Source organism: Bradyrhizobium erythrophlei (assembly GCF_900129425.1).
Lineage (GTDB): Bacteria > Pseudomonadota > Alphaproteobacteria > Rhizobiales > Xanthobacteraceae > Bradyrhizobium > Bradyrhizobium erythrophlei_C.
In genome coordinates this window covers 2,886,386-2,904,824 of the sequence record NZ_LT670817.1, presented here as the reverse complement: position 1 = coordinate 2,904,824, position 18,439 = coordinate 2,886,386, and the positions used below count along the sequence as shown (strand labels likewise).

The window sequence follows — 18,439 nt, the reverse complement described above, 5'->3', positions numbered from 1 at the left end:
TCGTGAGGCGGACTCTTCGCTGAACAGGAGACCAGGGAGGGTATTCCGATGGTCGATATCCCGTTTGACACAGTCGCAGGCGTCCCGCCGGCCGAAGTGGGTGAGGTCGAGCTCTACCATGCGAAAAGCTGGTGGACGAGGTACGTCTTTTCGCAGGACGCCAAGGTTATCGCCATCCAGTACTCGATCACGGCGTTGTCCATCGGAATGGTTGCGCTGGTGCTGTCATGGCTGATGCGCCTGCAACTCGGGTTCCCCGGCACGTTTTCGTTTATCGATCCGAACGAATATCTTCAGTTTATCACCATGCACGGCATGATCATGGTGATCTATCTTCTCACCGCGCTGTTTCTGGGAGGTTTCGGAAATTACCTCATCCCGCTGATGGTCGGCGCCCGCGACATGGTTTTCCCCTACGTCAACATGCTGAGCTACTGGGTCTACCTGCTCGCGGTCGTGGTGCTGGTCTCGACCTTTTTCGTGCCCGGCGGGCCCACCGGCGCCGGCTGGACGCTGTACCCACCTCAGGCGATTCTCTCCGGCACCCCCGGGCAGGATTGGGGCATCATTCTCATGCTGGCCTCTCTGATCCTGTTCATCATCGGCTTCACCATGGGCGGGCTGAATTACGTGGTGACGGTGCTGCAGGCGCGCACGCGCGGCATGACCTTGATGCGTTTGCCCTTGACGGTGTGGGGCATTTTCACGGCCACGGTCATGGCGCTGCTGGCCTTCCCGGCGCTGTTCGTAGCCTCGGTGATGCTGCTGCTCGATCGCCTTTTGGGAACCAGCTTCTTCATGCCCACACTCGTCGAGATGGGGCAGCTGACGAAGTATGGAGGTGGCAGCCCGATCCTGTTCCAGCACCTTTTCTGGTTCTTCGGCCACCCCGAAGTCTACATCGTCGCCTTGCCGGCCTTCGGCATCATTTCCGATCTGATCAGCGTCCACGCGCGGAAGAACATCTTCGGCTATCGCATGATGGTTTGGGCTATCGTGGCAATCGGCGCCCTCAGCTTCGTCGTATGGGCGCACCACATGTATGTGAGCGGCATGAACCCGTATTTCGGGTTCTTCTTCGCCACCACGACGCTCATCATCGCCATCCCGACCGCCATCAAGGTTTACAACTGGGTACTAACCCTTTGGCGCGGCGACATTCATCTCACGATCCCGATGCTGTTCGCCCTTGCGTTCATCATCACCTTCGTAAACGGCGGCCTGACCGGCCTGTTTCTCGGCAACGTGGTTGTGGACGTTCCGTTGTCTGACACGATGTTCGTTGTCGCCCACTTTCATATGGTGATGGGCATTGCGCCGATCATGGCCGTGTTCGGCGGCATCTATCATTGGTATCCGAAAGTCACCGGACGAATGCTCAATGAGGCGCTTGGACGATTCCACTTCTGGGTCTCGTTCCTCGGGGCCTATGCGATTTTCTTCCCCATGCACTATCTGGGCCTGCTGGGCATGCCCCGCCGCTATCACGACATCGGCGAAACGGCCTTCGTCCCGGCATCCGCCCATGACCTCAATGCGTTCATGAGCGTGGCAGCCCTGATTGTCGGCTTCGCCCAGCTTGTGTTCCTGTTCAATTTGATCTGGAGCGTGTTCAAAGGAAAAGAGGCTGGCTCCAATCCCTGGGGAGCCGCGTCGCTGGAATGGCAAACACCGCAGACTCCGCCGGGACATGGCAATTGGGGCAAGGAGCTCCCGATCGTCTATCGCTGGGCCTACGATTACAGCGTACCCGGCGCCATCAGGGATTTCGTGCCGCAAAATGAACCGCCGGCCACATTATCGGCGCAGGGGGCCCACCCGTGAGCGCCATTATCCTGTTCATGGCTGGAATAGCGGCGATCGCGGGATGGTGGCTCTCGCAGCAACGGCTGGGAGCCAAACCCTGGCTGGAGGAAGGAGTAATCGCCGATTGGCGCGAGGAGCGCCCTTCGTCCCTGCCGCCGGCGAAAATCGGATTGGGCGTGTTTCTCGCGGTCGTCGGCTCGTTGTTCGCACTCTTCATCAGCGCTTACTCCATGCGCATGAACATGGTGGACTGGCGGTCGCTGCCGGTGCCCAAGCTGCTGTGGTTCAACACGGGCGTTCTGATCACGAGCAGTATCGCGCTGCAATGGGCGTACCTGGCCGCGCGCCGGAACGACATGGACGGCGTAATTATCGGCATTTGCGCAGGCGGAGCATCCGCCGTCACATTCCTGATTGGGCAGCTCCTGGCGTGGCAACAGCTGAGGGTCGCGGGGTATTTCGTGGCGTCCAATCCAGCCAATTCGTTCTTCTACCTGATCACCGCGATGCACGGTCTGCATCTGATGGGCGGTCTCGTGGCCCTCGGCAGAACGACCGCCAGGGTGTGGCGCGGCACTGAGGTAGCCCAGGTGCGCCTGAGCGTGGAACTCTGCGCTATCTATTGGCATTTCCTGCTGTTGGTCTGGCTGGTCCTGCTCGGCCTGCTGACGGGCTGGACAGACAATTTCGTCGACATCTGTCGCCAGTTGCTGAGCTAGGGAGGGCAAGGACCAGATGGCAGAAACGGCGCTTACAAACCCGGGAGAATCGCCTGCGCGGATTGCAGGCTGGCGAAGCATCGCCGCCGACTGGTCCTCGGATCAGCGCGCTTTCAAGAATGTCTCCTGGGGCAAGGCCATGATGTGGATCTTCCTCCTCAGCGACACCTTCATATTCAGCTGCTTCCTGCTGTCGTATATGACGGCGCGAATGTCCACGACCGTGCCGTGGCCCAACCCCAGCGAAGTCTTCGCCCTCACGATCGGAGATAAGAAAATCCCGCTCATCCTGATCGCTATCATGACCTTCATCTTGATCAGCAGCAGCGGGACGATGGCGATGGCCGTCAATTTCGGTTATCGCCGCGATCGCGTGAAAACCGCGGCCTTGATGCTGGCCACAGCGGCATTCGGCGCAACGTTCGTCGGAATGCAGGCGTTCGAATGGACCAAGCTGATCATGGAGGGCGTCCGGCCCTGGGGCAACCCCTGGGGCGCGGCCCAGTTTGGTTCAAGTTTCTTCATGATCACCGGCTTCCATGGCACGCACGTGACGATCGGCGTGATTTTCCTGATCGCCATCGCGCGAAAGGTTTGGCGGGGAGATTTCGATGTCGAAAGGCGCGGCTTTTTCACGAGCCGGAAAGGGCATTACGAGATCGTCGAAATCACCGGCCTGTACTGGCACTTCGTCGATCTTGTGTGGGTGTTCATCTTTGCCCTTTTTTATCTCTGGTGAGGTCGCCGCATGACAAACGTCGCAGTACATTTGGAAGGACAGCAACATTCGCTGCAGGCTCACGTGCATGACGTACCCGCATCAGCAACCACGCACACAAAGGGCCAGCAGCATCCGATCAAGCTTTATCTCGTGGTCTGGGGATGGTTGTTCGTTCTCAGCACCTGCTCCTATCTCGTCGACTATTTTGGCCTCCATGGCTATCTCAGATGGTCGCTGATCCTGCTCTTCATGGTGTTGAAGGCTGGTCTGATCGTCGCCGTCTTCATGCACATGGCCTGGGAGCGGCTGGCCTTGGCCTATGCCATCCTGTTGCCGCCGGTGCTGGTGTTGGTATTCGTGGCAATCATGGTGTTCGAATCCGACTACACGCATCTGCTCCGGGTCATATTTTTCGCGCCGACGGCGTAGCTACCATTGCCTCGTACCAGAAGGAGGACGGCTATGACCACCTATGTCATGCTTGCAAATTGGACCGAGCAAGGCATTCTGAAGGCGAAGGAATCGCCACGTCGTCTGGACGCGGCGAAGAAAGCTCTCAAAGAGATGAGCGGCGAGTTCAAATCCTTCTACCTGACCATGGGCGACTATGACATGGTCGCGATCTTCGAAGCTCCGGACGACGCTGTTGCGGCGCGTTTCAGCCTGCAGCTGGGCATGATGGGAAACATCCGGACGCGCACGCTGAAAGCGTTTCCCGAAGCAGCTTATCGGGAAATCATCAACTCGCTGGGCTAGTCAACTCAGGGTGTGCTCGTGAACAGCTACCGACGGATGCGCAGTTCCGTTCTCGTACTCGGAGCCGGAATCTTCGCAATCGTCCCTGGGTATGCCCAGGATGCGGCTTCGGGCGAGAAGATTTTCGTCCAATGCAAGGCGTGTCACCAAATTGGGGAGAACGCGAAGAACGCAGTTGGCCCGGTGCTCAACGGGCTGTTCGGGCGAAAGGCCGGGATGATCGAAGGCTACAGCTATTCTACCGCGAACAAGAATTCCGGTATCACCTGGGATGAAGCAACCTTCCGCGAATACATTAGGGATCCGCGGGCCAAGATACCTGGTACCAAAATGACTTTTCCAGGCTTGAAAGATCCGAAGCAAATTGACGATATCGTCGCCTACCTCAAACAGTTCGATTCTACGGGAAAGAAGGGGGCCGGGATTGTCCCTGCCGAAGGAAAGCTCGCGAAGGTGCAGTAGCGGCGCAGTCGGCGAAATCCGGTCTGCCGCCTTTCGGAAACTGCCTGACAAGAGTGTTCTACAACCGACGGCTTTTGAGTATCAGACTGAAAGACATCGCCGTGTCGCTTGCAAGCCGAGGTATTAATCTCATGCAAATCAACCGTTCAATTCTCCTTCGCGGAAGCTATGCCAACATCGGGGACTATGTCGCGCTGACGAAACCGCGCGTCATGTCGCTGGTCGTCTTTACCGCACTAGTCGGCCTCATGGTCGCACCAGGCGGCATCGATCCCTTTAACGGTGTCGTTGCTCTTCTTTGCATAGCTGCCGGAGCTGGCGCCGCAGGTGCCCTCAATATGTGGTACGACGCCGACATCGATGCGGTGATGGCGCGTACCGCCATGCGTCCAATTCCGAGCGGCCGTGTAGCGCGCTCGGAAGCACTGGTTTTCGGACTGACGCTTGGCCTGTGCGCCATTCTGGCCCTCGGCACTTTGCTGAACATGGCCGCGGCTGCACTGCTTGCTTTCACAATTTTCTTCTATGTCGTGGTCTACACGATGTGGCTCAAACGCCGAACACCGCAAAATATCGTCATTGGCGGTGCGGCTGGCGCACTCCCTCCGGTGATCGGCTGGGTTGCGGCCGCCGGAAATGTCGGGCTCGAACCGCTCATCCTGTTCCTGATCATCTTCCTTTGGACGCCACCCCACTTCTGGGCACTGTCGCTCAATCTTGCCGGAGAATATGCTCGCGCCGGTGTGCCGATGTTGCCGGTCGTAGCCGGCAGGGCCGAAACAAAGCGCCAGATTCTTCTCTATAGCGTTGTTCTGGTTCCGACCTCACTGATACCCTGGGCACTGGGGTTCGCCGGGGCCATCTATGGCGCGGCTGCGGCGATGCTTGGAGCGATCATGATTTTTCTCGCATGGCAGGTACGTCGGAGCAATGACAAGGAAAGGCGGCCTGCTCGTCGCCTGTTCGTGTTTTCGATGCTCTATCTGGTCTTCCTTTTTGGTGTGCTGCTGATAGATGCCGCGCCCTACGCTCAATCCCACTAGTTCGCCGGACCTCGGGCAAAAACCACAACGCTATTGGCCGGAATGACAATCGAGGCGGAAGCTGCGAAGCCGTGCAAGGGCTTCTCGTCCGCATGGATGCCTCCCCCGTTTCCAGCTACCCATGGATTGACCCAATGGTCGTAGAGGTCGCTGTTGAACACTTCCGCCCAAAATCCCGCGGCGGGGAAACCGAGATCGTACCCCTGCCGCGTAGTTTCCGCGAAAGACGCGACGACGATGACGTCTTGTCCGGTGCCCTCGAGCCAGCGGTGATAGGCGAGGATGCGATCGCCGTCCGACTGGTAGAATGCGTGGACGTTGTCGCCTCGCAGCGCGGGCAGGTTTCGCCGCAGATGGATCAGGTCGCGCGTGAAGCGCAGATGATCGCCCATCGCCCGATCGGTAACGAGAGCCCCCCACGACAACAGGTTCGGACCGTTCGGCAGAACGTCCCAGGGCATCTGCTCGAGGAATTCCTGGCCCATGAAGAGGTGGGGAATGCCCGGCGCAGTCAGCAACAGCGCGGTGGCGACCCGGCTGCGGCTGCGCGCATACCACGAGCGGGGATTGGAGGAATCGGCCAGCACCGGGATACGCGGGCTGCGTCCCGTCAGGACGAGATCGTGGTTTTCGATGCAGGTGACGGCTCGCCACGCGTGGTCGAAGGTGGGCGGATAAAGCGCAGCGGCGATGGCGGATACGGAGACCGGGGCGTCGGCTCCGCGCGACGCCGCCTGCACGGCGCTGCGAACGACACTGCGCAGATAATCGTGCTGCACCACGTCAAAACCGAGGCCGCCGGTGCTTGAAGGAGCGATCACCGGCAGCGCCGTTGCCGGGATGTCTGAAAATTCCCGCGGCCAGAACTCGGCATTCTGCAGGATGCGATCCTTGAAACTCCGCAGTTTCGTCGTCAGCGCGCGGCAGAATTCCCAGCCGCTGCCCTGGTTGGTCGACAGCAGCGTGCTGATTTCGTCGTAGCGAAACCCGTCGGCGTGAAACTCCCGGAGAAGATACATCGCGTTGTCGAACAGAAATTGCGAGACGTCGGCGTTCCACAGCGCGAATGCGAGACCGCCGGTCCCGCGATCCTGATCGGTGAAATAGAGGCTGTCGTTGTTATTGCCTTTGTTCGGAACACGATCCCCGTAGTACAGGCAGTGATCGTCAAATTGCCCGGATACGTCGAAGCCGCCGGCGTGGTTATAAACGACGTCGAAGACCACCGCGATGCCGTAGACATGGCAGAGGTCGACCAGCGCCTTCAATTGTCCCGGTCCGGAGGAAATATCCTTGAGCGCAAGCGGGGTCCGTTGCCTTGCGGCCAACAAGCCGTTGATCGCAGCGAGATAGTCGGGCAGATCCGCGACCGCGATATAGGGAAAGTCCGGTGAAAACAAATCCGCGCCGCCATAGCCCATGGAGGGACTGGTCTCCTGCTCGTCGATCGGAAGCGGCTGCAGCACGTTGATTCCGAGATCGGCGAGATAGGGAACCTTGCGCGCGACATCCAGAAAGTTCGCACAGACCCCGACGTTGCGAATGGCGTAGGTGCCCACGTGCAGCTGGTAGACGATCATGTCCGAAAAATCGGGCGTCACGAAACCGTCGTCGTGCCAGGGAAAACTGTTCGCCTCACGCAGGATGCCGAAGCTGTCTGGAAAGCCGTCCGGAGCGAGTTCGCGGGCGTACGGGTCGCGCTTGTATCCGCTCGATCCTTCGCCCTGCACCCAGAAACGGTATCTATCGCCGTCCTGTGCGCCAATCTGAAAGCCGGTCCAATAGCCCGACGCATCTTTTTTCAGAAGGCGGTCTTCGGTCTGTCGATCGTAGACCTGGTCGCCAAAGATACCGTTGAGGTACACCGCGAGGGCGCGCGGCGCCCAGAACCGAAAGGATGCCCCGCCGGTGACAAGCTCCGCGCCGGTCCGGGTTGTCGATGAAATGTTGTCTTGCGAAAGCATGGTCCAACCTCAATCCGCTTCGCGCACGCATTCCTCACGATCCATCTGCTGATGTCATGCGAATATCATACAGAAGATCTTGTGCGCTTTCACGCGTCTGCGCATTGCGACGGCGGCTCACACTTACTACGTCTTCACACGCCTGCGCGATGAACCGAAAATCACCGGCGGCACAGCGCGGTTCACGACCTCGCGCATCGCAAAACTCGATTGGATCCGCGCCACCCGCGGCAACCGCGACAGCTCGGTTCGATGAATACGTTCGAAGTCCTCGATATCGCGCGCCAGGACGATGACGATGTAGTCGTCGCTTCCCGACATCAGGAAACATCGAACCACCGATGGACAATCGACGACGGCGGCCTCGAACGATTTCAGCGCGTCTTCGTTCTGACTTTCAAGGGTCACCCTGACGAGAACGGTGGTGGAAAGTCCGAACCGCGCCAGATCGAGAACGGCCTGATAGCCGCGGATGAATCCCTCTTCCTCCAGCACCTTCTGCCGGCGGGCGATTGCCGTACTCGACAGGCCGACACGCTCGGCGAGTTCGACCTGGCTCGCGCGGGCGTTGAGCGCGAGTTCCGACAGAATGGTCGTATCGATATGATCGAGCTTCATTGGTTTTGATTCCTGCGCGAATGTCGAAAATCATGCCGGTTTTCAGCAACACGCCACATCAAATCACCGAAATCGCAAGGTTTCAAACCTGAATCTGGCGTAGATTCGGAAGGCAGTTTCAAAGAAGGGAGTGCCCAGCGATGCGCGTCGGAGTTCCAAAGGAAATCAAAATCCACGAATATCGCGTCGGCCTCACCCCCGGTACCGTGCGAGAATATGTCGCCGCCGGCCACAGCGTCGTCGTCGAGACCAAGGCCGGTGAAGGCATCGGAGCGACCGACGACGCCTACCGCAAGGCCGGCGCCGTTATCGCCGGCACCGCGGCCGAAGTTTTTGCCACTGCCGACATGATCGTGAAGGTCAAGGAGCCCCAGCCCCGCGAATGGTCGCAGCTGCGCGAGGGCCAGATACTCTTCACCTATCTTCATCTGGCGGCCGACCCCGAGCAGGCCAGAGGCCTGATGGCCTCAGGCTGCACCGCGATCGCCTATGAAACGGTCACGGATGAGAAAGGCGGCCTGCCCCTGCTCGCTCCCATGAGTGAGGTCGCCGGACGGCTTGCGATCGAAGCGGCGGGCTCGGCGCTGAAGCGCAGCGCGGGCGGCCGCGGCCTTCTGCTCGGCGGCGTGCCGGGCGTCGTTCCCGCCCGGGTCGTAGTGATCGGCGGCGGGGTCGTCGGCACCCACGCGGCGCGGATGGCGGTCGGGCTCGGTGCGGAAGTCACGATCCTGGACCGGTCGATTCCGAGGCTGCGCGAACTCGACGAACTTTTCCAGGGAAGAGTCCGGACCCGCTTTTCCACGATCGAGGCGGTCGAACAGGAGGTGTTTGCCGCCGACGTCGTGATCGGCGCGGTTCTGGTTCCCGGGGCGAGCGCGCCAAAGCTGGTCACCCGGCCGATGCTGAAGTCCATGCGGCAGGGTTCGGTGATCGTCGATGTCGCGATCGATCAGGGCGGCTGCTTCGAGACCTCGCATCCGACGACGCACGCCGACCCGACCTATCAGGTCGACGGGATCATCCATTACTGCGTGGCGAATATGCCCGGCGCGGTTCCGCTGACGTCGAGCCAGGCCCTCAACAACGCGACACTGCCGTTTGGCCTGGCGATCGCGCGCGACGGCTTCAAGGCCGTGACGCAGAACCCCCATCTGCGGGCGGGCCTGAACGTTCACCGCGGCCGCATAACCAACAAGGCGGTCGCCGAGAGTCTTGGGCTGTCGTTCTTGCCGGTCGAGGAGCCGATCGCCGCGTGAACCGGCGGCGTGCGCCGGTCATTTGCATGACGATCTTCAGGTCGGAAAATCGGCTTGCCTGATCTGGATACGGTCGGCGTGCAGGGACCAGTGGTGCAGCTCTCCCGCCTCGCAGAATCTTTTCTTGGCCAGTTCCGCCGCGTGGCCCTCGTTTGGAGCATCAACTTCCAGAATGCCCTGGCAGACCTCCGCCTCTCGGCCGTTTTCGCCGAGCACGTCCTTCATGAATCGAACCACAAATCGCGACATGGATCCCTCCTCTCGCCCCGCAGCCTCAAAGATCGATTGATATCCTCGCATGGTCGGTGGACATCATTTTGACCGCAAGCAAATCTCGACGGGAAAAATCGCCGGCGCGCAGCCCTGCGGCCGGCGTCGCCGACGGTAACAGGTGCGGCGGGTCAGGCGCCCGCGGCCGGCAGACTGGCCACCGCAATCGCGACAATCAGGGCCAGGCAGCGTCCGATCCGGGACGGCGTCGCGCGCAGCAGTGAACTCAACCGTTGCATCGGGACCTTCCTTCGCGCCGGCAAAACAATCGTTCCGGCAAGCAACAAGCGCTTGCGAAACAATTGGCTCCGCCCGAGAAGCGTGTCGAGGCCCCCGCGAAAATAGCAACGGCGCCATCGTCTGACCACCAATCCACGGTGGATTTATTGCTGCGATCACACCACCGCGATGGAAATCTTTTCTGCGAAAATTCCGAGCGCGGCGATCGTGCGGATCAGCCGCGCCCGAGCGGCGTGTGCTGGATGATAATAATGACCATGGTCATTGGCTCTGCCTTCGACCCTGTCGACGTCGTCTGGCCGCTATCCCGGGGCGAATCCAAAGGTCCGCTCGAAGCGCGCGGCGTAGCGGGGCCAAACCTCGGGATTGATCATGCGCGGCGGCCGCTTGCCGTCGAGCGCCTCGAGCATCTGCTCGGCGGCGATCCTGCCCATGTTCATCCGCGCTTCCGTGGTGACTCCCGCCGTGTGGGGGCTCGCGATCACGTTATCGAACTGCAATAGCGGATGGTCCGGCGGCGGCGGTTCCTTGGCCCAGACGTCGAGGCCGGCACCCGCGATCTGCCTGTTGCGCAGCGCCTCGACCAGCGCGGCTTCGTCGTGAATAAATCCCCGCGCCGTCGTGATGAAATAGGCATGCGGCTGCATCAGCGCGAATTGGCGCGCGCCGATCATGCCGCGGCTATCCTTGGCCAGCGGACAGGAGATCGAGACGTAATCGGAACGGCGCAACAGATCGTCCAGTTCGACTTTTTCACCGCCCCGCGCCGCGATTTCAGCCTGCGAAAGATAGGGATCATAGGCCAGCACCTTCATGCCGAGCAGGCCCTCGCAGAGTGCGGCGATACGGCGGCCGACATTGCCGATCCCGACAATGCCGATGGTCTTGCCTTGCGCCTCGGTGCCCATCAGGGCGTTGCGGCTCACATTCGCCTCGCGGCGCAGCGCGCGGTCGGCCTCGAGGATTCGTTTCGACAGCGTGAGCAGCATGGCCAGCGCGTGTTCGGCCACCGAATGGGCATTGCCGCCGGACTGGTTGACCACCAGCACCCCCGCTGCCGTGCAGGCCTCGACGTCGACGGGATCGTAGCCGGCGCCGTTGCTGGAGACGATCAGCAGGTTCGGCGCGCGGACCAGCAGGTCTTCGCCGACGTGGAAGCGGCTCGCGAGTTCATCGCGCGCCGCGCCGATTTGATAGGCGTGCGCCGCGGCCAGAATCGGCGCCGAGACCTCGTCGGCGCTTTCGTTCTCGAGCCGGTCGAGCCGCACATCGGGCCGTGCCCGCAGGATCTCGGCATAGATCTCGTTCGGCAGATATTTGACGTAGAACACGCGCTTGTTGTTGACGGACATTGTTGCTGCGACCTTCAGTTTGGAAATCCATAGAGTTTTGCCGGATTGGCCACGAGGATTTTGTGCTGCGCCGCCTGATCCGGCGTCCATCGTTGAAACAATTCGAACAGATGGCCGGCATCGGGCATCTCGCCCTCGACGCGCGGATGCGGCCAGTCGCCGCCCCACACCAGCCGTTCCGGATTGGCACCGACCAGCGCCTCATGAAACGGCCGCGCATCGGGATAATCAGGCGCGGCGCGGCTGAGGCGGTGGGCGCCGGAGAGCTTGGCCCAGCACCAGCCGTCGCCGACCGCGCGCAGCAGGCTCTGGAAACCTTCCGTGCCAGTGCCCGCGCGGGCATCGGTGCGGCCCATGTGGTCGATCACGACCGGCAGGCCCAGCGATTTCAGAGCCGGAATCGTCTCCGGCAAATCTTTCACGTCGATCCAGAGTTGAAGATGCCAGCCGAGTTCGGCGATTTCAGGCGCGAGCGTCCGCGCTACCGATAGCGGCACGCCGCCGCGATAATGCAATTGCCCGTCGCGGAAAAAATGATTGAAGCGTAGCCCGCGAACCCCGAGGCGATTCCATTCGCGCAAGAGAGCCGGCGCGACGTCGGCGTCGGCCACCGCTACACCGCGCAAGCGGTCCGGCCGTTGCGCCAGGGCATCGAGCATGGCTGAATTGTCGCGGCCATGCGCGCTGCCCTGCACCAGCACGCCGCGGGCAAAGCCTATTCTGTCGAGCATGCCCAAATAGTTTTCGAGCGGCGCGTCCGGCGGCGTGTAGCTGCGGTCCTCGGCATAGGGAAACCGCGTCGCCGGCCCGAACACATGGGCGTGGGTATCGCAGGCGTTGGGCGGCGGCGGCGGTGCTTTCGGCCGGGTGACCTCTCGCGGCGGCAGGCAGGCCCGAATCATCGGTGCTGCCATCGCCTCATTCGGCCTTCATGCCGGCGGCCTTGATGATCGGGCCCCATTTCTCGTAGTCGGAATGAATCTTGGCATCGAATTGCTGCGGCGAACTGCCGATCGGCGATGCGCCGAGCTTACTCAGGCGCTCCTTGACGGCGTCCGTGTTCAAGGCCGCGACGAAATCATGCGAGAGTTTTGCGACCAGATCGGGCGGCATGCCGGCGGGTCCGAGCAGCCCCCACCAAACTTCGGTGTCATAGCCCGGCACGGTCTCGGCCATCGCAGGGACGTCGGGCAGAAACGGCGTCCGCGATGCGGTGGTGACGGCGAGCGCTCGGACCGTTCCGGCCGCGATCTGCCCGACCGACTCGGGACCGTTGTTGAACGACATCGGGATCTGCCCGCCGAGGAGATCGTTGATCGCAGGCAAGCCTCCCTTGTAGGGAATCGCATTGAGATCGATCCTCGCGAGGTTCTTCAAGAGTTCTCCGGCCAGATGTGTCGACGTTCCGTTGCCGGCGTGCCCGAAGGAAAGGCTCCCGGGTTTGGCGCGCGCCTGCGCAATCACGTCGGCAACCGTCCTGAACGGGGAATCCGCTTTCACCAGCAGGATATTGGGAGATGACGCCAACAGCGAAATTGGCGTGAAGTCCTTGAAGGTGTCGTAGGGAAGTTTTGCATACAGGAACGCGTTGGTGGGGTGGCCGCTCGCGACCACGATCAAGGTGTATCCGTCCGGCGCCGAGGCAGCGAGCGCCTGCGATGCGAGCACGCCGCCCGCACCGGGACGGTTTTCAATGACGACCGATTGATTCCATTGCCGGGAGACCACGTCGCCGAGCGTCCGGGCGAGGATGTCCACCGCGCCACCGGCCGCATAGGGCACGAAAATATGCACGGGCTTCGATGGAAATGGCGACTGTGCCTGCGCGATACCGCCGACAGCAAACGCCGCCACCGCTGCGGCAACCATCCGGAACCAGCTGCCCATGGTCTCCTCCCCGATATTCTTTGTTGCTTCTTTATCGCACGCCGGCAGACCTTCGCCACCGCCGCGCGGCGCAGATCACGGGTACGGCCGGGGCATGTTGACAATCCCGGAGATCGCGTCAAGTTTCGGCGCCTCGACAGGTGGCCGCGACCGCGTCGCAAACCAAGGATGTCGCGGGGTTAAGGGAGAATTCGATGGCGGCTGCCGAGGGACAAACCTCGCCGGGGAGCTTGGACGAGAAGACTGCTCCCGAGAAGGCTTCTAATGAGAAGGCCTGGCACGAGGTGGTGCTGCAAGCGCTCAAGCGCAACGACATCCGACTGGTGCCCTATGTGCCGGACCGCGTGCTGACGACGCTGATCAAGAATATTCACGCCGATCCGTTCTTCACCACCTTCCCGACCGCGCGCGAGGAAGAAGCCGTCGGGATCGTCTCCGGTGCCTGGATGGGCGGCCTGAAGGGGGCGGTGCTGATGCAGACTTCCGGTTTCGCCACGCTCGCCAACGTGCTGGCCTCGCTGGCGATCCCCTACCAGATTCCGCTGATCATGTTCGTGTCCGAACGCGGCACGCTCGGTGAATTCAATTACGGGCAGTCGCTGGTTTGCCGCACCATGCGGCCGGTGCTCGACTCGCTGGCGATGGAGCATCACACCGCGACCCGGCTCGACGAGTTCGAGTTCATCGTCGACCGATCGATCAAGCAGGCCATCACCACGCAGGCGCCGGTGGCGCTGATCCTGTCGCCGCTGTTGACCGGCGGCAAAGTGTTCGACAAGTGAGCGACCACATGAACCAGCCAGCAAACACCCCTGCCCGCAACACCAAGGTGATGAACCGGTTCGATCTCACCTCGCGGCTGGTCGCCAAGTTGAAGAACGACGAAGCCGTGGTCGGCGGCATCGGCAATACCAATTTCGACCTGTGGGCTGCCGGCCATCGCCCGCAGAATTTCTATATGCTGGGCAGCATGGGCCTCGCTTTCCCGATTGCGCTCGGCGTCGCCCTGGCCCAGCCCAAGCGTCGCGTTTTCGCGCTGGAGGGCGACGGCTCGCTGTTGATGCAGATGGGGTGCCTATCGACCATCGCGACGCTGAAGCCGAAAAATCTCACCATGGTCGTGATGGATAACGGCGTCTACCAGATCACCGGCGCACAGCCGACCCCCGCCGCCGCGGTTTCCGATATCGTTGCAATCGCCGCCGGCTGCGGCCTGTCCAACAGCGCCTGGGCGGCCGACGAAGAGGATTTTGAGCGTCTGGTCGATCTGTCCCTGTCCGCTTCCGGGCCGACGCTGATCGGGGTTCGCATCGACGACAAGCCGGGAGTGGGAACCACCCGCAGGGATCCCGTCCAGATCAGGGAGCGCTTCATGGTTGGCCTCGGCGCGCGGCAGCCGTTATAAACTCAAGCAGGCTTCATTAACTACACGGCATGGCAAGTTCGCATCAAAGGGATATCCGACCGATGAATTGTGTTATCTCGTCTCGATGACAACCATCTTACGGATATTCGCCTGGCTGTTGGCCGCTGCCGTGACCTTCGCGACGCTGGGACCGCCCCAATTCCGGCCGCATTCGGACCTCGGTCAGGACGGCGAGCATGCGTTCGCGTTCGTTCTGGTCGGTCTGGCGTTTGGCTTTGCCTATACTCGATACCGGCTGCTCACGACCGTGATCTCCGTCGTGACGATCGGCATCATCGAAATCCTGCAGCTCTGGGCCCCGGGAAGGCACGCCAGATTCGAGGATTTCGTGGTCGATGCGCTGGCGGCCTGTGCAGGCCTCGCCGTCGCGGCCGGCATGGATTGGGTCATTCAGCGATCGCGCCGATCCAGCGCCGGCGCGACCTGACAGAAAAATCTCCGCGGGGGAAAAAGTCCCGCGAGGATGAATTTCCAGGCCCATTGCTTGACCAGGCCTGCTGCTTGGTTAGTCGATGATCTTGATGATCTGGCGCGTCCTCGGTTCGACAATCACCCGACGGTCGTTGACGACAGCATAGCGATATTCGCTGTAGCTCGGAACCGGCCAAAGCTCGACGCCCACGACCACCCGCTCCTGCAGCGTGACCGACGGCACGCGCTCGCGCTGAACCGACGTGATCACGGCGTTCGGGATTTCCATGCCCGCGCCGACAGCAAGAAAAATGCCGCCCGGAGAACCGGACGGCATTTCTGGAAACCTTGTTGAGCAGAATCTTACAGCAGGCCTGCGCCGCGTGCCCATTTGTACTTGGCGCCGAGCACCTCGACCGGCAGTTCGGTCGAATAGGCATAGGCCGGGATGCCGTTCTGGTAGAGATATTCGGCGGCCTCCTCGACCTCGACGTCGCCGGCGAGCGAGGCGACGATCGGCTTCACGAAGCCCTTGGCCTCCATCTCCTTCTTCACCTCGACCATGTTGCGGGCGAACACCATCGGCGGCGTGACGATGGTGTGCCAGTAGCCGAGGATCAGCGAATGGATGCGCTCGTCGGACAGACCGAGCTTGACGGTGTTGACATAGGTGATCGGCGGCTCGCCGCCGGTGATGTCGACCGGGTTTCCGGCGGCGCCGAACGGCGGGATGAACTTGCGGAACGCGGCGTCGAGATCCGGCGGCATCGCCATCAGCGACAGACCGTTGTCGATCACCGAGTCCGAAAGCAGCACGCCCGAGCCGCCGGCGCCGGTGATGATCAGCACGTTCTCGCCCTTCGGCGTCGGCAATACCGGAATGCCGCGCGCGAATTCGAGCAACTGCCTCAAGCTGCGGGCGCGGATCACGCCGGACTGCTTCAGGACGTCCTCGTAGATCTTGTCGTTGCCGGCGAGCGCGCCGGTATGCGAGGAAGCGGCCTTGGCGCCGGCCGAGGTGCGGCCCGCCTTGAGCACCACTACCGGCTTCTTCTTGGAGACGCGCTTGGCGGCTTCGGCGAAAGCGCGGCCGTCTTTCAGGTCTTCGCAATGCTGGGCGATGATCGTCGTGTTCGGATCCTGCTCAAAGAACGCCAGCAGATCGTCCTCATCGATATCGGACTTGTTGCCGAGGCCGACGATCGCGGAGACGCCCATCTTGGCGGAGCGCGAGAAGCCGATGATCGCCATGCCGATGCCGCCGGACTGCGACGACAGCGCGGCACTGCCCTTGACGTCGTAGGCGGTGCAGAACGTGGCGCAGAGATTGGCGGGCGTATAGTAGAAGCCGTAGATGTTCGGCCCCATCAGCCGGACATTGTACTTCTTGCCGATTTCGACGATCTCGGCCTGCAACTCGGGCGCGCCCGCTTCGGCAAAGCCGGAAGGAATCAGAACGGCGCCGGGAATTTTCTTCTCGCCGCATTCGACCAGCGCACCGGCGACGAATTTTGCCGGAATCGCGAACACAGCGGTGTCGATCACGCCGGGAACGTCCTTGACGCTCTTGTAGGCCTTGTAGCCCAGGATCTCGGCTGCCTTCGGGTGGATCGGATAGATGTCGCCCTTGTAGCCACCGTTGATGAGGTTCTTCATCACGGAGTTGCCGATCTTGCCGTCCTCGGCGGACGCGCCGATCACGGCAACCGCTTTCGGTTGCATGATGCGGTTCATCGCCGTGACGATTTCCTCGGTCGGACGCGGCGCCGGGCGCGGCTTGTAATCGTAGTCGACGACGATGCGCACGTCGGCGGCGATCGCGTCCTTCTTCGTGGCGAATACCGGGTTGAGATCGAGTTCGACGATTTCCGGGAAATCGCTGACCAGCTGCGATACCTTGACAATGATGTCGGCCAGCGCGTCGCGGCTGACCGGGTCGCCGCCGCGCACACCCTTGAGCATGTCATGGGCCTGGATGCCGTCGAGCATCGACAACGCGTCAGCCTTGGTGGCGGGCGCGAGACGGAAGGTGATGTCCTTGAGGATCTCGACCAGCACGCCGCCAAGGCCGAAGGCCACGAGCTTGCCGAACGATCCATCGGTGATGGAGCCGATGATGACCTCGGTGCCGCCGGTCAGCATCTGCTGCACCTGGATGCCCTCGATCTTGGCGTCGGATTTGTATTTCTTGGCGTTGGCCAGAATGGTCGCGTAGTTCTGTTCGACGTCGGCGGCGGTCTTGACGCCGACCATCACGCCGCCGGCTTCGGTCTTGTGAAGGATATCCGGCGAGACGATCTTCATGACCACCGGAAAGCCCATGTCGGTCGCGATCTTCGAGGCCTCGGCGGCGGATTTGGCCACGCCCTCCTTAGGAACCGGAATGCCGTACGCGTCGCACACCAGTTTGCCTTCCGGCGCCGTCAGGCTTGTGCGTTTGTCCGCTTTGACGAGATCGAGTATTTTGCGGACCGCATCTTTAGAATTCGACATTAGCTTTCCTCCTTGACGTCTGTTTTTAATCCGGCGGCAACGCGCGCGGCCACCAGGACCACGATTATCTGCGTATACTCGATCGGTATTCCCGGTGAAGGCGAACGCGGGTCCGCGTTCGTTGGCTTGGCTGCATTATGGCATTTGGTATGCCAGAAACGAAGTTGTCAAGGCGCGCCATCGAATGGAAGTACTGAAAATATGCGTAACTTGACATTCTGGCATTTGGTATGCCAAAAATAATTTCGATATTGTGACTTCTCCCAAGGGGAAATTTGTCGTGCCCCTGACGCAACAAATGAGGCGCAGCCCATCATGGCCGAGGCAGAGATTGCAATCGTCCGAATTGTGCCGGAGACAAGCTTCAAGAACAAGGCCTACGAGGCCTTGAAAGAAGCCATCCTCAAGATGGACATCTACGCGACGCCCGAACCAGTGATGCTTGACGAGCGGGCGCTATCGGAGCGCCTCGGCGTCAGCCGGACTCCAATCCGCGAGGCGATCGCGATGCTGGAGCAGGACGGTTTCGTCAAGACCGTGCCGCGCCGCGGCATTATCGTCGTACGCCGCACCAAGAGCGAGATCGTCGACATGATCCGGGCCTGGGCCGCGCTCGAAAGCATGGCCGCGCGGTTGATCACGACCACCGCGCGCAAAAAGGACATTTCCGCGCTGCGCGACTTTTTCAGGAATTTCGGCAAGGACCGCCTGCCGCAGGATCACGTCGAGGAATATTCGAAGGCCAACATTGCTTTCCATCAGGCCCTGATCTCGCTCAGCGAGTCGCCGGTGCTGGTCGATATGACCAACGACATCCTGCTGCACGTGCGCGGCTACCGGCAGCTGACGATCGGACGCGTCGACCGCACCGCAACGTCGTTGCCCGAGCACATGGCGATCATCGAAGCACTCGAGGAACGCGATACCGAGCTTGCGGAAAAGCGGGCGCGCGATCACACGCTCGGCCTGGCCGCTTATGTGGAAGCCCACGGCCAAGAGCTGTTCTAAATAACCG

The 18,439-nt window shown here is 61.3% G+C and carries 21 protein-coding genes; 12 read left to right on the top strand and 9 right to left on the bottom strand.

Annotation, left to right across the window (positions count from 1 at the left end; translation table 11 throughout):
* Positions 1-48: 48 nt before the first annotated feature.
* The 7 genes from ctaD (at position 49) to B5527_RS13430 (ending at position 5,507) form a co-directional block, all read left to right on the top strand.
* Entirely contained in the window at positions 49-1,824 is a 1,776-nt protein-coding gene (gene ctaD / locus B5527_RS13460) for a cytochrome c oxidase subunit I (protein WP_079601729.1), read from the top strand.
* Positions 1,821-2,525 carry a cytochrome c oxidase subunit 3 gene (locus B5527_RS13455; protein WP_079601728.1) on the top strand — a complete coding sequence of 235 codons (705 nt, stop codon included), beginning with the start codon at positions 1,821-1,823 and terminating at the stop codon, positions 2,523-2,525. Before ctaD ends, B5527_RS13455 begins: the two co-directional genes overlap by 4 nt.
* Before the next feature lie 16 nt (positions 2,526-2,541).
* Positions 2,542-3,264, top strand: a complete 723-nt coding sequence (locus B5527_RS13450; RefSeq protein WP_079601727.1) for a heme-copper oxidase subunit III family protein — start codon at positions 2,542-2,544, stop codon at positions 3,262-3,264.
* Between the two features lie 9 nt (positions 3,265-3,273).
* Positions 3,274-3,675: a cytochrome C oxidase subunit IV family protein gene (locus tag B5527_RS13445; RefSeq protein ID WP_079601726.1), complete on the top strand. Its 402-nt coding sequence runs from the start codon at positions 3,274-3,276 to the stop codon at positions 3,673-3,675.
* Positions 3,676-3,708: 33 nt separating this feature from the next.
* Entirely contained in the window at positions 3,709-4,002 is a 294-nt protein-coding gene (locus B5527_RS13440) for a GYD domain-containing protein (RefSeq protein ID WP_079601725.1), read from the top strand.
* Between the two features lie 36 nt (positions 4,003-4,038).
* Entirely contained in the window at positions 4,039-4,464 is a 426-nt protein-coding gene (locus B5527_RS13435) for a c-type cytochrome (RefSeq protein ID WP_079601724.1), read from the top strand.
* Between the two features lie 131 nt (positions 4,465-4,595).
* Positions 4,596-5,507 carry a heme o synthase gene (locus tag B5527_RS13430; RefSeq protein ID WP_079601723.1) on the top strand — a complete coding sequence of 304 codons (912 nt, stop codon included), beginning with the start codon at positions 4,596-4,598 and terminating at the stop codon, positions 5,505-5,507.
* Here the strand turns inward: B5527_RS13430 and B5527_RS13425 are convergent.
* Together B5527_RS13425 and B5527_RS13420 are read right to left on the bottom strand one after the other, a co-directional pair.
* A complete protein-coding gene (locus B5527_RS13425; protein ID WP_079601722.1) occupies positions 5,504-7,471 on the bottom strand; it encodes an alpha amylase C-terminal domain-containing protein in 1,968 nt (655 codons plus the stop codon). The two genes, B5527_RS13430 and B5527_RS13425, sit on opposite strands and share 4 nt — an antisense overlap.
* 126 nt (positions 7,472-7,597) lie before the next feature.
* Complete coding sequence (locus B5527_RS13420; protein ID WP_079601721.1) at positions 7,598-8,089, bottom strand: Lrp/AsnC family transcriptional regulator; 492 nt, start codon at positions 8,087-8,089, stop codon at positions 7,598-7,600.
* A gap of 140 nt (positions 8,090-8,229) precedes the next feature.
* On the opposite strand from B5527_RS13420, the gene ald reads away from it, so the two are divergent.
* Positions 8,230-9,345, top strand: a complete 1,116-nt coding sequence (gene ald, locus B5527_RS13415; protein WP_079601720.1) for an alanine dehydrogenase — start codon at positions 8,230-8,232, stop codon at positions 9,343-9,345.
* Positions 9,346-9,381: 36 nt separating this feature from the next.
* Here ald and B5527_RS13410 read toward each other — a convergent pair whose 3' ends face one another.
* From B5527_RS13410 to B5527_RS13390, 5 genes are all read right to left on the bottom strand, one after another.
* Positions 9,382-9,594 carry a hypothetical protein gene (locus tag B5527_RS13410; protein WP_079601719.1) on the bottom strand — a complete coding sequence of 71 codons (213 nt, stop codon included), beginning with the start codon at positions 9,592-9,594 and terminating at the stop codon, positions 9,382-9,384.
* 152 nt (positions 9,595-9,746) lie between these two features.
* The gene (locus B5527_RS13405) at positions 9,747-9,917 is read right to left on the bottom strand and encodes a hypothetical protein (RefSeq protein ID WP_154072203.1); all 171 of its coding nucleotides are present in this window, start codon (positions 9,915-9,917) and stop codon (positions 9,747-9,749) included.
* 240 nt (positions 9,918-10,157) lie between these two features.
* Entirely contained in the window at positions 10,158-11,207 is a 1,050-nt protein-coding gene (locus tag B5527_RS13400) for a hydroxyacid dehydrogenase (RefSeq protein ID WP_079601717.1), read from the bottom strand.
* A 14-nt stretch (positions 11,208-11,221) separates the two neighbouring features.
* Entirely contained in the window at positions 11,222-12,121 is a 900-nt protein-coding gene (locus B5527_RS13395; protein ID WP_245332601.1) for an amidohydrolase family protein, read from the bottom strand.
* 4 nt (positions 12,122-12,125) lie between these two features.
* Entirely contained in the window at positions 12,126-13,094 is a 969-nt protein-coding gene (locus B5527_RS13390; RefSeq protein WP_079601716.1) for a Bug family tripartite tricarboxylate transporter substrate binding protein, read from the bottom strand.
* Positions 13,095-13,288: 194 nt separating this feature from the next.
* Between B5527_RS13390 and B5527_RS13385 the strand changes: the two genes are divergently transcribed.
* From B5527_RS13385 to B5527_RS13375, 3 genes are all read left to right on the top strand, one after another.
* Positions 13,289-13,876 (top strand): thiamine pyrophosphate-binding protein, encoded by a 588-nt coding sequence (locus tag B5527_RS13385; RefSeq protein WP_079607259.1) that lies wholly within the window; start codon positions 13,289-13,291, stop codon positions 13,874-13,876.
* 8 nt (positions 13,877-13,884) lie between these two features.
* Positions 13,885-14,499 (top strand): thiamine pyrophosphate-dependent enzyme, encoded by a 615-nt coding sequence (locus B5527_RS13380; RefSeq protein ID WP_079601715.1) that lies wholly within the window; start codon positions 13,885-13,887, stop codon positions 14,497-14,499.
* Between the two features lie 85 nt (positions 14,500-14,584).
* Positions 14,585-14,947, top strand: a complete 363-nt coding sequence (locus B5527_RS13375; RefSeq protein ID WP_079607258.1) for a VanZ family protein — start codon at positions 14,585-14,587, stop codon at positions 14,945-14,947.
* A 78-nt stretch (positions 14,948-15,025) separates the two neighbouring features.
* On the opposite strand, the gene B5527_RS13370 is transcribed toward B5527_RS13375, so the two are convergent.
* Both B5527_RS13370 and B5527_RS13365 read right to left on the bottom strand, forming a co-directional pair.
* Complete coding sequence (locus B5527_RS13370; protein WP_079601714.1) at positions 15,026-15,322, bottom strand: DUF1236 domain-containing protein; 297 nt, start codon at positions 15,320-15,322, stop codon at positions 15,026-15,028.
* A complete protein-coding gene (locus B5527_RS13365) occupies positions 15,295-17,424 on the bottom strand; it encodes an acetate--CoA ligase family protein (RefSeq protein WP_079601713.1) in 2,130 nt (709 codons plus the stop codon). The genes B5527_RS13370 and B5527_RS13365 overlap by 28 nt, the downstream gene beginning before the upstream one ends.
* 315 nt (positions 17,425-17,739) lie before the next feature.
* Here B5527_RS13365 and B5527_RS13360 point away from each other — a divergent pair, with 315 nt between their 5' ends.
* Positions 17,740-18,432: a GntR family transcriptional regulator gene (locus B5527_RS13360; RefSeq protein ID WP_079601712.1), complete on the top strand. Its 693-nt coding sequence runs from the start codon at positions 17,740-17,742 to the stop codon at positions 18,430-18,432.
* Positions 18,433-18,439 lie beyond the last annotated feature (7 nt).

Bases quoted from the DNA above. Each gene is read 5' to 3' on its own strand.
- B5527_RS13435 (WP_079601724.1), top strand. From the start codon at position 4,039: ATGCGCAGTTCCGTTCTCGTACTCGGAGCCGGAATCTTCGCAATCGTC.
- B5527_RS13425 (WP_079601722.1), bottom strand. From the start codon at position 7,471: ATGCTTTCGCAAGACAACATTTCATCGACAACCCGGACCGGCGCGGAG.
- B5527_RS13400 (WP_079601717.1), bottom strand. From the start codon at position 11,207: ATGTCCGTCAACAACAAGCGCGTGTTCTACGTCAAATATCTGCCGAAC.
- B5527_RS13440 (WP_079601725.1), top strand. From the start codon at position 3,709: ATGACCACCTATGTCATGCTTGCAAATTGGACCGAGCAAGGCATTCTG.
- ctaD (WP_079601729.1), top strand. From the start codon at position 49: ATGGTCGATATCCCGTTTGACACAGTCGCAGGCGTCCCGCCGGCCGAA.
- B5527_RS13370 (WP_079601714.1), bottom strand. From the start codon at position 15,322: ATGGGCACGCGGCGCAGGCCTGCTGTAAGATTCTGCTCAACAAGGTTT.
- B5527_RS13430 (WP_079601723.1), top strand. From the start codon at position 4,596: ATGCAAATCAACCGTTCAATTCTCCTTCGCGGAAGCTATGCCAACATC.
- B5527_RS13385 (WP_079607259.1), top strand. From the start codon at position 13,289: ATGGCGGCTGCCGAGGGACAAACCTCGCCGGGGAGCTTGGACGAGAAG.
- B5527_RS13395 (WP_245332601.1), bottom strand. From the start codon at position 12,121: ATGGCAGCACCGATGATTCGGGCCTGCCTGCCGCCGCGAGAGGTCACC.
- B5527_RS13390 (WP_079601716.1), bottom strand. From the start codon at position 13,094: ATGGGCAGCTGGTTCCGGATGGTTGCCGCAGCGGTGGCGGCGTTTGCT.
- B5527_RS13380 (WP_079601715.1), top strand. From the start codon at position 13,885: ATGAACCAGCCAGCAAACACCCCTGCCCGCAACACCAAGGTGATGAAC.
- B5527_RS13410 (WP_079601719.1), bottom strand. From the start codon at position 9,594: ATGTCGCGATTTGTGGTTCGATTCATGAAGGACGTGCTCGGCGAAAAC.
- ald (WP_079601720.1), top strand. From the start codon at position 8,230: ATGCGCGTCGGAGTTCCAAAGGAAATCAAAATCCACGAATATCGCGTC.
- B5527_RS13360 (WP_079601712.1), top strand. From the start codon at position 17,740: ATGGCCGAGGCAGAGATTGCAATCGTCCGAATTGTGCCGGAGACAAGC.
- B5527_RS13365 (WP_079601713.1), bottom strand. From the start codon at position 17,424: ATGTCGAATTCTAAAGATGCGGTCCGCAAAATACTCGATCTCGTCAAA.
- B5527_RS13445 (WP_079601726.1), top strand. From the start codon at position 3,274: ATGACAAACGTCGCAGTACATTTGGAAGGACAGCAACATTCGCTGCAG.
- B5527_RS13420 (WP_079601721.1), bottom strand. From the start codon at position 8,089: ATGAAGCTCGATCATATCGATACGACCATTCTGTCGGAACTCGCGCTC.
- B5527_RS13450 (WP_079601727.1), top strand. From the start codon at position 2,542: ATGGCAGAAACGGCGCTTACAAACCCGGGAGAATCGCCTGCGCGGATT.
- B5527_RS13375 (WP_079607258.1), top strand. From the start codon at position 14,585: ATGACAACCATCTTACGGATATTCGCCTGGCTGTTGGCCGCTGCCGTG.